12 protein-coding genes are annotated in these 13,185 nt (G+C 45.1%); 4 read left to right on the forward strand and 8 right to left on the reverse strand.

Translation table 11 applies throughout. The features are described from left to right. Positions 1–71: 71 nt before the first annotated feature. From efp to ACQQ6X_RS05370, 3 genes are all read right to left on the reverse strand, one after another. Positions 72–629: an elongation factor P gene (gene efp / locus ACQQ6X_RS05360; protein ID WP_013371789.1), complete on the reverse strand. Its 558-nt coding sequence runs from the start codon at positions 627–629 to the stop codon at positions 72–74. Between the two features lie 33 nt (positions 630–662). Further along, a complete protein-coding gene (locus ACQQ6X_RS05365; RefSeq protein ID WP_305165057.1) occupies positions 663–1,736 on the reverse strand; it encodes a M24 family metallopeptidase in 1,074 nt (357 codons plus the stop codon). Positions 1,737–1,816: 80 nt separating this feature from the next. Beyond that, positions 1,817–2,410: a YqhR family membrane protein gene (locus ACQQ6X_RS05370; protein WP_305164502.1), complete on the reverse strand. Its 594-nt coding sequence runs from the start codon at positions 2,408–2,410 to the stop codon at positions 1,817–1,819. 264 nt (positions 2,411–2,674) lie between these two features. Between ACQQ6X_RS05370 and ACQQ6X_RS05375 the strand changes: the two genes are divergently transcribed. The 3 genes from ACQQ6X_RS05375 to ACQQ6X_RS05385 all read left to right on the forward strand — a co-directional run bounded on the left by ACQQ6X_RS05375 (position 2,675) and on the right by ACQQ6X_RS05385 (position 5,197). Then, on the forward strand, positions 2,675–3,676 hold the full coding sequence (locus tag ACQQ6X_RS05375) for an ABC transporter substrate-binding protein (RefSeq protein ID WP_305164503.1): 1,002 nt from the start codon (positions 2,675–2,677) through the stop codon (positions 3,674–3,676). 200 nt (positions 3,677–3,876) lie between these two features. After that, on the forward strand, positions 3,877–4,869 hold the full coding sequence (locus ACQQ6X_RS05380; RefSeq protein ID WP_305164504.1) for a DUF1385 domain-containing protein: 993 nt from the start codon (positions 3,877–3,879) through the stop codon (positions 4,867–4,869). Positions 4,870–4,876: 7 nt separating this feature from the next. Next, entirely contained in the window at positions 4,877–5,197 is a 321-nt protein-coding gene (locus ACQQ6X_RS05385; RefSeq protein WP_305165058.1) for a hypothetical protein, read from the forward strand. A gap of 116 nt (positions 5,198–5,313) precedes the next feature. On the opposite strand, the gene ACQQ6X_RS05390 is transcribed toward ACQQ6X_RS05385, so the two are convergent. The 3 genes from ACQQ6X_RS05390 to mntR all read right to left on the reverse strand — a co-directional run bounded on the left by ACQQ6X_RS05390 (position 5,314) and on the right by mntR (position 8,709). Continuing rightward, positions 5,314–6,303, reverse strand: coding sequence for a patatin-like phospholipase family protein (locus tag ACQQ6X_RS05390; RefSeq protein WP_305164505.1), 990 nt, complete (start codon positions 6,301–6,303; stop codon positions 5,314–5,316). A gap of 95 nt (positions 6,304–6,398) precedes the next feature. Further along, complete coding sequence (locus tag ACQQ6X_RS05395) at positions 6,399–8,147, reverse strand: family 10 glycosylhydrolase (RefSeq protein ID WP_305164506.1); 1,749 nt, start codon at positions 8,145–8,147, stop codon at positions 6,399–6,401. Between the two features lie 136 nt (positions 8,148–8,283). Beyond that, on the reverse strand, positions 8,284–8,709 hold the full coding sequence (gene mntR / locus ACQQ6X_RS05400; RefSeq protein WP_007430946.1) for a transcriptional regulator MntR: 426 nt from the start codon (positions 8,707–8,709) through the stop codon (positions 8,284–8,286). Between the two features lie 252 nt (positions 8,710–8,961). On the opposite strand from mntR, the gene splB reads away from it, so the two are divergent. After that, positions 8,962–10,026, forward strand: coding sequence for a spore photoproduct lyase (gene splB, locus ACQQ6X_RS05405; RefSeq protein WP_305164507.1), 1,065 nt, complete (start codon positions 8,962–8,964; stop codon positions 10,024–10,026). Here the strand turns inward: splB and ACQQ6X_RS05410 are convergent. Beyond that, positions 10,019–10,735, reverse strand: a complete 717-nt coding sequence (locus ACQQ6X_RS05410) for a cytochrome c biogenesis CcdA family protein (RefSeq protein ID WP_305165059.1) — start codon at positions 10,733–10,735, stop codon at positions 10,019–10,021. The two genes, splB and ACQQ6X_RS05410, sit on opposite strands and share 8 nt — an antisense overlap. 157 nt (positions 10,736–10,892) lie before the next feature. Next, positions 10,893–12,911 carry a methionine--tRNA ligase gene (gene metG / locus ACQQ6X_RS05415; protein WP_305164508.1) on the reverse strand — a complete coding sequence of 673 codons (2,019 nt, stop codon included), beginning with the start codon at positions 12,909–12,911 and terminating at the stop codon, positions 10,893–10,895. Positions 12,912–13,185: the final 274 nt, after the last annotated feature.

A 13,185-nucleotide genomic window follows, 5' to 3' on the forward strand; every position in this document is an offset into this window, starting at 1 on the left:
TTTTTAATATTCGTACATATAAAAATATCCCCTGCCCTTTACAAGGACAGAGGAACCAAAAGCTGTAAAAATTATGCGCGGGACATGTATTTACCGTCACGAGTATCAATTAACAATACGTCGTCCTGGTTAATAAACAGAGGAACTTGAACATTCAGGCCTGTTTCCAGTTTGGCATTTTTGGTCGCACCTGTAGCTGTGTTACCTTTAATACCTGGTTCTGTTTCAATTACTTTCAGTTCCACGCTGGTAGGCAGGTTGATACCCAGGATTTCTCCGTTGTAGCTTATGATATTTACATTCATGTTTTCTTTAAGGAAGTTAAGCTCCCATTTCAGTTGGTCGCTGGACAATGTAAATTGATCGTATGTTTCGTTGTCCATGAATGTATGATCATCTGCACTAGCATACAGATAAGATACACCACGGTTTTCGATTTGCGCCCGGCCGATGGTTTCACCCGCACGGAATGTACGTTCAACTGTATTACCGTTACGCAGGTTTTTCAACTTGGAGCGAACGAATGCCGCGCCTTTACCCGGTTTTACGTGTTGAAAATCCAGAACTGTAAAAATATCTCCGTCTACCTCGACGGTCAAACCTGTTTTAAAATCATTAACGTTAATCACTAAAATACCCCTCCTACAGGACTGTTATCGTTATTAAACGACTGTAAATTCTTTGCCCGAATGCGTTAATACTTTGATGCCGCTATCTGTAATAACGATATCATCCTCGATCCGTACACCGCCCAATCCAGGCACATAGATACCTGGTTCGACCGTTACAACCATGCCCGGCTCCAGAATATCATCACTTGCCTTCGACAGACGTGTAGATTCATGCACTTCAAGACCCAGACCATGACCTGTACTGTGTCCGAAATTGTCTCCATAGCCATAGCTCGCAATAATATCCCGGGTCAACGCATCCGCTTCACGGCCTGTCATTCCCGGCTTAATATGTTCGAGTGCGTGAAGCTGCGCCTTAAGTACAATATCATAGATCTCGCGCAACTGAGGCGCCAAATCCCCTTCTGTAGCTACAGTACGTGTCAAATCGGAGCAGTAGCCATCCAGCAACGCACCAAAGTCAAACGTAATCAGCTCACCTGCTTGTACTAACTTAGCACTGGCTACTCCATGAGGCAATGCCGAACGAACTCCGGATGCCACAATCGTGTCAAATGAAGAAGAAGTAGCTCCTTGCTTGCGCATGAAGAATTCCATTTCCAGATCCAGCTCACGCTCGCTGACTCCTGGTTTGATGTAAGGTAAAATGTGTGCAAATGTAGCATCTGCCAAATCTGCTGCCCGTTGCATCACTTCAAGCTCTTCCGCATCCTTGTACACCCGCAGCTTTTCCACAATGCCCGATACTGGAACCAGCGTAATTGGTGACAAATCTTCGCTGTAAGCTTTATGTGTCGCAACAGTTACATCATCCTGCTCAAAGCCTGTTTCGCCAATCTGATGGGAAGACAGCAATTCTTTTACTGTTTCCATGACCTGCGCAGCGTGCTGTACTACCGTGAAGCCTTGGGCTTGCTCGGTCGCTTGCGTCATATAGCGAAAGTCGGTCAGCAAATAGCTATGGGATTCTGTAATCAGCACATAACCCGCCGAACCTGTGAAGCCTGTCAAATATCGACGATTGACAGGGCTAGTAATCAGCATAGCTCGCAGATTATGCTCGCCCAGCGCCTGCCGCAACTTTAGCACCCGGTCATTCTTCATCTTCATTCCGCTCCCCTCTGTCAAATAACCAAATGCTATTTTAACACAGGGGATGGGCGCTTGAGAAGTTTTTGTTACTTTCAGTCCCCAGCTTTCTCAGGCTCGCGCATTCTTTCATCTGTATACTCGACAGCAACGGTATATCCGATAAATAGCCCCCACAGTAAAAACACACAAATTTCTGTGTAGATGGAATTCCATGTTAACCGATTCGGAGGGTTCATCATCCCTAATTTAGGGCCTGTTAATACAAATAAAATAACCCACCAAATCAGACCGTATATAATGCCGGGTATAGGGCCATTAAACCTGCGTAAAATCAGAGTGTACACCAATGACGCTACCACGGACAATGCAATAAAAAACAGCAGTCCTACCAGATGCCCTGCCATGGTGTTCATAAACGAATGCTTGAAAAACGGCTCTGCCAGAAATCCAGGCGCTACTACTGTAAAGTGCAGCGAATAAAACAGCCAGCGAATCAATCCCCAGAGCAAACCTGCAAAAAAGCCCAGCTCAAGTGCAAAGGGAACGAGCGGTGTATGTATTTTGCCCGACTGTCGTCTGCCTCTGCCGCTGTAGTCACTATGACTACGCTCATCACGTTGATCCCTAGATTCATGAGACTGTTCCTGATCATGACCTACTTTGGGTATAGAGTAAGTTCCGCTCATATAGCTTTGATCTCCTTTCAAAATGCATAAACTTCTCTCCTGCTGCGAACTCCTTATTATTGAGGAAAGCATGTACTTCCACCGGATTGATGTCTATTCGTTTTGATTAGGTAGTATGCTCCGATGTGGATTAGTTTAACAATGAAGTTGAAGAGTGAATTTTATAATCTTTTCATTGACAAAAATGCGCCTGTCTCATAATATAATTATGAAAATGATAATCATTATCATTTTATAATACATATTTACAGGAGAACGCAGTCTATGAAAAAGGGATTCATTGGATTCTTATTGTTACTGGCTTTTACACTCACACTGACAGGTTGCGGTGCACCTGACAACTCAGCTGATAAAGGTCAGGGCGCTACGGCGGGCAGCAAATCGACTGAAGCCGCGACCGGTCCTGTGACAGTAAAGCATAATCGTGGTGAGATCACGCTTGACAGACCCGCGCAGCGCGTCGTAGCGCTGGAATGGACATTTACGGAGGATTTGATTGCATTGGGCGTTCAGCCGGTTGGTAATGCAGATAACGCCAACTATAAGGTGTATGTAACTCCAGAGGCTGCTCTGGATAGTAGTGTGGTCGATGTCGGTACACGCAACGAGCCTAATTTGGAGGCGATTGCGGCATTAAAACCGGATCTAATCATATCCAACTTTGATGGGAATGAAGCGATCTATGAGCAACTTAAGGCCATCGCACCGACAATCGAATATAATTTAAACGATGGTAACGGCTACGACTACGATAAGATGGTAGCTATTTTTAACAGTATCGCAGTCGCTCTTGGAAAAGAGGACAAAGCCAAGCAGGTGCTCGCCGAGCTTGATCAGCATTATGCCGAAGCCAAACAAAAACTCGCCGCTGCAGACAAGTCGAATTTTCACTATATACTGACACAGGCTTTCACTTCGCAAAATGCAGCCAGTCTGCGTATGTTTTCAGATAATTCAGTCGTCGTGGGAACATTGGCAAAAATCGGTTTGGTTAACGATTGGAAACCGAGCAAGGTTGAATCGTATGGCTTTTCAACGGTAGGCATTGAAGCTCTGTCAGCCGTTCAGGACAGTAATTTTATCTATATTGTGCAACCAGACGATAATGTTTTCGGCTCATCTATGAAAAATAATTCTGTCTGGAACGGTCTGAATTTCGTCAAAGAAAAACGTACCTATCCGTTGGATAGTACAACATGGACGTTTGGCGGCCCTGTATCCTCGAAGGGGCTGGTTGATCAGGTTGTCGGAGCAATTACGCAATAAGTTCGGCTGATAATCCCGTCCGTTTATAAGCATTTATGAGGGTGACCAGATCGCCTTCATAAATGCTTTTTTAAACTTGAGGTATAATCCCCCCACTCCAAGGATTTCATCTTCTCACATCCCATTTTCGTCTAACTAGATATTCCCTTCCAAATTCGATACAATATACAAAAAAGCATGTATTAAGAGAGGTGAGACGGTTGTCACAAGCATCCAAGCCTGTGAGCTACGGCGGTCAGGCAGTCATTGAAGGTGTCATGTTCGGCGGCAAGCGTGTCAATGTCACGGCAGTTCGCCGCAAATCTGGCGAAATCACATATTTGGAAGTACCACGCAAGGAGCAATCCTGGGTGTCCAAATTCCGCAGAATTCCGTTATTGCGGGGGATTGTCAGCATCATCGACTCCAGTGCCAAGGGTACCAAGCATTTGAACTATTCAGCTGATGCATATGCTGATGATGAAGTAGATCCAGAAGAACGAGCTGAACAAAAGAAAAAAGAGGAATCCCGTTGGAGCCTAAGCATGATGATCGGCGTAGCTGCGGTCGGTATATTGTCCTTCCTCTTTGGCAAAATTGTATTAACTCTTGTTCCGGTTGTTGTGGAGAATTTTCTATTTGGCGGTTTGTTTCACAATCAGATTCTGCATAACCTCGCTGAAGGAGCGATCAAGCTGATTTTGCTGCTGGCTTATTTATGGGGTATTTCCCAAACTCCGTTAATCAAGCGATTATTTCAGTATCATGGTGCGGAGCATAAAGTAATTACTGCTTATGAAGCAGGAGAAGAACTAACTCCAGCCAACGTACAAAAATATAGCCGACTGCATTACCGCTGCGGCAGCAGCTTTATTATGCTCACCGTGATTATCGGGGTACTCGTCTACTCCCTGTTTACCTACGATACTCTGTGGGAGCGCATGGGGCAACGTCTTTTACTGCTGCCGATCGTATTAGGGCTTTCTTTTGAATTCCTCAAGTTGACTAATGCACTTCGGGAAATTCCAGTGCTTCGTTATCTGGGTTACCCCGGCCTGTGGCTACAATTGCTTACCACCAAAGAACCGACTGATGATCAAGTGGAGGTATCGATTGCCTCGTTTAAGCGTATGCTTGAATTGGATGCTGAGTTGGAAAATGTGCCTGTAAAGGAGACCCTCAACAATCCGGTCCTTGATCCTGTGAAAGGATGAGTGAATGATGTACAGACACGCCGTTATTTTCTGGCTTACCCTTGCTTTTGGCGCATATGGCATTGTAGATATGCTATGGAAAGGTAGCTGGGGCTTTCTTATGAGTTTACTAATCCCGGTCTTTGTGTTTGCAGTTATATTTCTGCTGTACAAATACCAGCCAGGACAACGCAACCGAACTCCGAAAATTAAACCTTCTGTGCGCACGATGACCAAAACAGCCAGTGCACGTAAGCAGCAGACTACAAACAAACGCAAAACATATCCTTTTCATGTGATTGAAGGGTCCAAGGGTAAAAATGAAGAGGAACAGCCAAAGTACCATTAATAATCATTTCCTTTAAAATGTAGCACAAAGGAGCCATCACCCGTGTTTTGAAATGACCGGGAATAGGCTCCTTTTTTCTTTCTTTAAACTCAACTCTAACCTCCAGTAAATGGTATCTACTTCATGGCATACATGGTATCTTTCATCAATTGATACTTACTATACTGCTGCTGGTAAGAAGTGATGCTCCATTTGTGGAAAAAAGCTTCTCCTGCCTGCATACCGGAAGTGTATAACAAATCACTTTGTTCGGGTGAAATGCTGAATTGTGCTGTTCGGATACCCAAAGTTGGAATTTTAATGGTCCGATATCGATTCTCCTGCTCAATATACCTTTCATCATGTGCCGATAGCATTGTATCAAAAATAGCCTGTAGCATAGTCAGTGGGCCCCGTATATAAGAAACCTTCGTCTCCGCCCCTGTTTTGCCCACCATTTGAAAACCTACCGTTGGAATGGTTATGGCCTCACGTTCATTTACAGGCTCATCAAAAAGCCACAAAGGCAAATTGCTAAGCAAGGCCCCATCAACAACAAATACAAATTGCTGGGAAAAGGTTTTTCCCTTGGCAAGTGCAGAATCAAGTCTTAACATAACAGGATCAAAAAAATAAGGGATGCTGGTGCTCATCCGAATGGCCTTGGCTACCTCCAGTGAAGAAGGATTAATACCAAAACGTTTGATGTCCTCAGGGAGCACTAAAATGCGTCCATTCGTGATATCTGATGCAATAATGCGCAGCTTGCCAGGAGGTAAATCCGCGAACGTACGCACTCCCTTAGCTCGTAACAACTCACGCACCCAATGCTCCAGTGCCTCCCCTGAGTAGAGCCCTTTTTTAAGAAAGATACGTGCTGCCGGCCCAACCCACTTAATGTTGAATACTGGAGAACGCCGCAACAACTTGACCAAGGGGGTTTTCTCAATTACGGCTTTCATTTCATCCGCCGTATATCCCGCAGCCAATAAAGCGGCTACAATAGCACCTGATGATGTACCTGCCAAACGATTGAATACAATATCATGCTTCTCCGCAGCCTTAACTGCACCCGCCAGCGAAATTCCCTTAACCCCTCCACCCTGGAACACAGCATTGATCAGCATAGATCAAAAAACCTCCGTTCTCTTGGGAGTAAGCAGTTCTACTGCTTATGTATGAGAACGGAGGTCCATATAGAACCTAATTGATCCAATTTATATCATAATTGATAATAATTTTGAAGAAGTTGTATGAGTCCGTATGGATTTTTACGCAAATGCTGTGCACTAAAATAAATATCCCCTTTTACCTGCTTATAATTCTCGTTCAGTTCAAGCTGCTTAATTAGCTCTTGAGCTGATTGCCATCCTTTTTCAGGGGTGCCGATTTTATAAGGTGAATGACCGATATATAGCTTAACATCTGAATTTTTGACCTCATTAGACCACCATGCGACGAGCTTGTCATATCCAGCTGCCGGGAAACCGATACTCCAGTAAATTTGTGGAGCTACATAATCAATCCATCCTTTGTTAATCCAGGTTCTTACATCCGCAAATGTCGTATCATAAGCTGTAACGCCTGCCTTGGTATCTGAACCCGTCAAGTCCTGAGACTTGTTGCGCCATACCCCAAAAGGACTAATCCCGAATTGAACTTTTGGCTTGCTGGCATGAATGCTTTTGCCCAAATCGCGAACAAAACTATTCACATTATCTCTTCGCCAGTCACCCTTGTTAGAGATTTTGTTGGCATTATATGTTTTAAAGGTCGCATCATCATCAAAAGTCCCGCTGTAAGGATAAAAATAATCGTCCAAATGGACACCGTCAATATCATATCCGTTTACGACTTCCATAATCGCATCAATGACATGCTGACGTGCAGCCGGGATTCCTGGGTTAATGTACAACTGGCTACCATTCTTAACAATCCAATCCGGGTGTTGATTAGCCACATGGTTAGCTGCTAGACCGCTAGTTGTTCCTGTAGAATTAGCACGGAAAGGATTAAACCAGGCATGGAATTCCATCCCCCGCTTATGTGATTCACTAATCATAAATTTCAAGGGATCATAGCCTGGATTCTTGCCTTGGGTATTGGTCAAATACTTGCTCCACGGCACAAGGTCAGACGGATAGAGCGCATCACCACTGGCACGAACCTGAACGAATACTGCATTAATTCCCATGCCTTGCAAATCATCAAGCATTTTTGTAAATTCCTGCTTTTGCTTCTCCGAGCTGCTTCGAGCAGCAGAAGAAGGCCAATCTCCATTTATAGTGGAAATCCATGCTCCACGCATAGAGGTTGTAGCCTTTACCTGAGCCATATTCCCCTGTGAGGAACCTGAACTGTCCTCCTTAGTAGAGGTTGACGGTGTGTTGACAACGTCCTGTTCATCATTGGCTTTGGCTCCCTGATCTGTACTTACACTCCCCTGGTTGCCAGATGCTGACGAGTTAGATGTTGAGCTACTGCTTCCCACAGAAGAAGTGTTCCCACTAGTAGAGGTACCTTCTTTACCACTGCTTAGCGTAATGACCCGTTCCGAGGCTTGCCAGTCTACTTTTAAGCCCAACTCTTCGCCAACAAAACGCAGTGGTACCATGACTCTGCCACTTGACATGCGTGCAGATGCATCTAATCGAACCGACTTCCCATTCACAGTAGCGCTTTGTGCACCATTTTCCATAGATATATTTTTGTTCTGTGCTGTAATCGTTACCATACCGGACGACGCCGACCAGTTGACCTGAGCGCCTAATCCTTCACTAATTACTCGCAAAGGAACCATCGTAACATTCGCTCCCTGCACAATATACGGTGAAGCATCACTTTGCAGGGTTTGTCCGTCCAATATTATCTCAATTTCGCCAGTTGATTTTGCTTGAACTCCAGGCACAATGGCAGTCTGTACTGCTAAGAGCAGGCCCGCAGCCAAGAGCCCTATTTTCTTCCGATTCATATCCTTATAATCCTCCACTAACCCTGTTAATTTTAACCCCTATCTTGTCCTGCTATATAATGGATAGACGCTAATAACCGGGTTTTGTTGCGGTCAGGACAAATAAAAAAAGCATCGTCCATAAGGACAGATGCTTTTAGGAATCCCCACTCAATTCCTTGTGTATGTCATGAAGCTGGCGCAAGCGATCTTCATCTCGGCGGAAATATTCCACCAATGTCTCGATACGGGTAATGGAATCCCAGCTCAAATGGTGTTCAATACCCTCCACATCTTTATATATCAGGTCCTTGTCAACCCCAATCATATCCAGAAATTGCTCTAGCAACTGGTGGCGGTCAACCAACCGTTTTCCGACCTTTTTCCCTTTCGGTGTCAAAATCAGTCCCCGATATTTCTCATATACAAGATAATCGTCCTTATCCAACTTCTGAATCATCTTGGTGACGGACGAAGGGTGCACCTCCAAACCCTCTGCGATATCCGAGACACGAGCATATCCCTTCTCATCGATCAGTTGGTAAATGCGCTCCAAATAATCTTCCATGCTTGGCGTTGGCACTTGTTTCCCTCTTTTCTGTTATTGAACGGGCGCTTACCGCCTTCATTTCCTGCACTAAACCTACTATGTAATGATACATGTTATCATCGCCCATTGGCAAGTCTCGTCCCTCCACTCACATCTATTGCCACGATTTGTTCAATTTAAGCCGGACACACTAATGTTGTCGCCCCTGTATCGTTAATTTCTACGAAGATGCGTTAGCGTTGGACACCAGAGCACAGAGGATTTATTTCGAAAGGAGCGTTAGCCATGTCTACGCTTGAGCGTACTCCTGTCCAAACCAGAGGAACCAAGCCATTTATGCCTGATCTGGTGTTTTTTGAGCCAGACGCACTGAATTATCCCAAAGGCCAGCGTATTATGGATTGGGTTAAAGCCAAGGATATTCCGTATCGGATGACTACCTCTCACAATCGAATTACCAATTTACCAGGTGAAACTGAAGTTGAAAAGTACAGAATGGCAAAAAAGACACTAGTTGTCGGTATCCGTAAAACATTAACTTTTGACCAGTCCAAACCCTCTGCCGAATATGCCATTCCTATTTCGACCGGTTGCATGGGGCACTGTCACTATTGTTATTTACAGACAACCTTGGGGGCAAAGCCGTATATTCGCATATATGTCAACACTGACGATGTCATATCAGCAGCTAAAACCTATATTGAGGAGCGTAAGCCTGAAATTACTCGGTTTGAAGCAGCTTGTACCTCCGATCCGGTTGGTTTGGAGCATATCACCGGATCGCTTGCAGACTTGATTCGTTTCATGGCAGATGAGGAATTTGGCCGACTGCGTTTTGTGACTAAGTATCATCATGTCGATCCATTGTTGGATATTAAACATAACGGTCATACCCGCATTCGCTTTAGTATTAATTCTGATTATGTTATCAAACAGTTTGAACCAGCAACTTCACGCTTTGAGGAACGTATCGAAGCAGCAGGCAAAATTGCACGGGCCGGTTATCCGCTGGGGTTCATCATTGCACCTATCATTTGGTATGACGGCTGGGAAGAAGGTTACGGAGAATTACTGCGTAAATTGGGAGAAACCTTGCCCCAGCATGCTACGAAGGATCTGACATTCGAACTAATTCAGCATCGCTTCACCAAAACATCCAAAGCTGTTATCGAGAAACGTTACCCAAAAACCAAACTGGAGATGGATATAGAGAAACGTAAGAAAAAATGGGGCCGCTGGGGCCAAAATAAATATGTTTATCCTGATGAACAGCAAAATGCACTGCGGGAGTTTATTACAGAACGCATTTTTGAACATTTCCCTTTAAGTCGTATTGAATATTTCACATAACCAGCATCCAATCGGGGGTAATCCGTTGTAAATAAAGCGTTACATCTGTCATATGATCCGTTACCAGCAAAATGCCAGTGGTTACAAGCAGCAGACCACCTATTTGGATAAGGATAGAAGTATAACGGGATGAAAACCTAACTGAGCCTGCCAGCAAAGCCAAGACAAAAAACGGAATCGCAAAACCAAGCGCGTAGCCAGTAATTAACTTGAACCAAATGTGATGCTCTACTGCCGCCAAAGCGATAATAGCTGTTAGCATAGGACCGATACAGGGCGACCAGCCTGCCGCGAACCCAATTCCGATTACAAAGGAACCGGCGTATCCGGCAGGTTTCCATGTCCAGCGCAGTTTATGCTCTCTCATTAGAAATAACGGACGCACGAAACCAAGAGATATCAGACCCATGAGTATAATAAGCAGCCCCGCTACGACTCTTAGCGTATCCCCATAATTGGCAAACCATTCTCCAAGCAGCCCGACACTTGCCCCTAATGAGTAGAAAACAACCGAAAAGCCTAATACAAAAGCAAGTGTATGTCCCATCGTCCGATAGCGGACCTCCGCCTTGTGCCGCCCTTCAGCCAGTTCCCGCGCCGACATCCCTGTTATATACGATAAATATGATGGATATAGTGGTAAGCAGCACGGCGAAAAAAAAGAAACCAGCCCAGCAACGATGGCCAACCCGGCGTTGACATCTGACATCATCATTTCCTCCCACCTGTCTTAGTGAACACGCAGATACAAGCCCTACCTACTAAAACATACGTATAGGCAGAGAAAAATATGATGCAAGCCAAAAAGCGTACGCCTGGGGATGACACCCAAGCATACGCTCATTACATTTTTAATGCATATTCTCTTACTTTACAATAGCGCCATTCAGCATACCATCCGGTACAGTAGCTAATGTAAGCTGATCCCCATGTGATGCTGCCAAAATCATACCCTGCGACAGCTCACCGCGAAGTTTTACTGGCTTAAGATTTGTCACACAGATCACCTTGCGCCCAATCATATCTTCAGGTGTATAAAACTTCGCGATTCCTGATACCACCTGCCGTTGCTCATAACCAAGATCAAGCTGGAGCTTCAACAGTTTGTCGGCCTTTTTCACAGGCTCACAGGCGACAACCTGAGCAACGCGGAGTTCTACCTTGGCAAAATCCTCAATGCCTATCTCTTCCTTCGCCTCAGGTGCTTCTTGGCTCGTCTCAGAGGCATTCTGCGGTTGAGCTACTGTCGCAGCTTCCTCCGGTTTCTTACCTCCCGTCATTGCTTCTACGATAAAAGCAACCTCTTGCTCCGAATCCAGACGCGGGAAGATTGGATTCCCTTTAACCAGCTGCGTTCCTTCCGGGATACATCCAAACTGCTTTCCGCTATCCCATGTAGTCAGCTCCCCTTGACGAATACCAAGTTGTTCCCAAATTTGGTGAGGTGCACGCGTCAAGAAAGGCTGAAGCAAAATGGAAGCAATGCGCAAGCTTTCCACCAAATGCACCATAACAGAAGCCAATTCGCGACGTTTTGCCTCATCCTTAGCCAGATTCCATGGCTGTGTCTCGTCAATATACTTGTTGCTGCGGCTAATAAATTGGCTAATCGCTGTTAAAGCTACGGAAAATTCCATGTTCTCCATAGCTTCTTCTACTTTGCTATAAGTCGATGTAGCCATGTCTACCAAAGCTGCGTCGAATGAAGTTACATTGGCTTCATAAGCGGGAACTTTGCCATCAAAATATTTGTCTACCATCGCTACGGTTCGATTCAACAAGTTACCTAGATCATTGGCTAAATCCGAATTAACACGATCTACAAAACTTTCAGGTGTAAATGTTCCGTCCGCTCCAAAAGGAACCTCGCGTAGCAAGTAGTACCGAAGTTGATCCAAACCATAGCGGTCAATCAACGTTACCGGATCTACCACATTGCCTTTAGATTTCGACATTTTACCATCTTTCATGAGTAACCAGCCATGTGCAAATACTTTTTTAGGCAACGGAAGATCCAGCGCCATCAGCATGATTGGCCAATATATCGTGTGGAAGCGTACAATCTCTTTACCTACAATATGCACATTTGCTGGCCAGAATTTATCGTACAGCTCGGTATTGGAAGAGCCATAGCCCAAAGCTGTGATATAATTGGAAAGTGCGTCAATCCACACGTATACGACATGCTTCGGATCCCCTTTGACCTTAACCCCCCATTCAAAAGTGGTACGGGAAACAGCCAGATCCTCTAGCCCTGGCTTGATGAAGTTGTTAATCATTTCTTTTTTCCGGGATTCCGGTTGGATAAACTGCGGGTTCTCTTCATAAAATTGCAGCAACCGATCCGCATACTTGCTCATGCGGAAAAAGTAACTCTCTTCCTTGACCAGTTCAACAGGGTGTCCACTATCCGGACTCTTACCTCCAATCACATGGCCTTCAGCATCCTTCACTACATCAACGAGCTGAGTTTCTGTGTAGTAAGTCTCATCAGGAATGCTGTACCAACCTTCGTATTCTCCCTTGTAGATATCCCCTTGTTTTAACAAACGATCAAAGATTTCTTGTACGACAGCCTTATGACGCTCCTCCGTAGTACGGATAAAATCGTCATTTGAGATGTCGAGCTTCCGCCACAGATCTTGGATACCCGCCACAATATCATCTACGAAACGTTGCGGCGTTTTGCCAGCTGCATTTGCTTTCTGCTCAATCTTCTGACCATGCTCATCCGTCCCTGTCAAATAGCGAACCTCATAGCCCCGTAGCCGCTTGTAGCGAGCCATTGCATCCCCCGCTACAGTTGTGTAGGCATGACCAATATGGAGCTTGTCACTGGGATAATAGATTGGTGTTGTAATGTAAAATGTATTCTCTCTAGACATATATGTTCCTCCTGTTTTGTTCATGGCAGCAAAAGGTCTGCTGCCACGATAGGTACTTCAATTCATGAATTCGACACAATTGGGCACAAAAAAGACCCCCGCCCCTATGGGACGAGAGTCACCTCACGCGTTACCACCCAAATTCCCTGTACCCTCGCGGAATACAAGCTTCACCGGTCACTTCTGACCGCCCATTAACGCTGGATCACGCCTTCTCCTTACGTTTGCCTCTTAAGCACAGCTTAACTGTGGCAATAACGCTCGAAAAAGGTTC

Source organism: Paenibacillus ottowii, from assembly GCF_050516475.1.
GTDB lineage: Bacteria > Bacillota > Bacilli > Paenibacillales > Paenibacillaceae > Paenibacillus > Paenibacillus ottowii.

Excerpts from the sequence above, each read along its gene's own strand:
- ACQQ6X_RS05370 (WP_305164502.1), bottom strand. The coding sequence starts at position 2,410 with ATGAGCGGAACTTACTCTATACCCAAAGTAGGTCATGATCAGGAACAG.
- ACQQ6X_RS05390 (WP_305164505.1), bottom strand. The coding sequence starts at position 6,303 with ATGCTGATCAATGCTGTGTTCCAGGGTGGAGGGGTTAAGGGAATTTCG.
- ACQQ6X_RS05410 (WP_305165059.1), bottom strand. The coding sequence starts at position 10,735 with ATGTCAGATGTCAACGCCGGGTTGGCCATCGTTGCTGGGCTGGTTTCT.
- splB (WP_305164507.1), top strand. The coding sequence starts at position 8,962 with ATGTCTACGCTTGAGCGTACTCCTGTCCAAACCAGAGGAACCAAGCCA.
- ACQQ6X_RS05375 (WP_305164503.1), top strand. The coding sequence starts at position 2,675 with ATGAAAAAGGGATTCATTGGATTCTTATTGTTACTGGCTTTTACACTC.
- metG (WP_305164508.1), bottom strand. The coding sequence starts at position 12,911 with ATGTCTAGAGAGAATACATTTTACATTACAACACCAATCTATTATCCC.
- ACQQ6X_RS05365 (WP_305165057.1), bottom strand. The coding sequence starts at position 1,736 with ATGAAGAATGACCGGGTGCTAAAGTTGCGGCAGGCGCTGGGCGAGCAT.
- ACQQ6X_RS05395 (WP_305164506.1), bottom strand. The coding sequence starts at position 8,147 with ATGAATCGGAAGAAAATAGGGCTCTTGGCTGCGGGCCTGCTCTTAGCA.
- ACQQ6X_RS05385 (WP_305165058.1), top strand. The coding sequence starts at position 4,877 with ATGTACAGACACGCCGTTATTTTCTGGCTTACCCTTGCTTTTGGCGCA.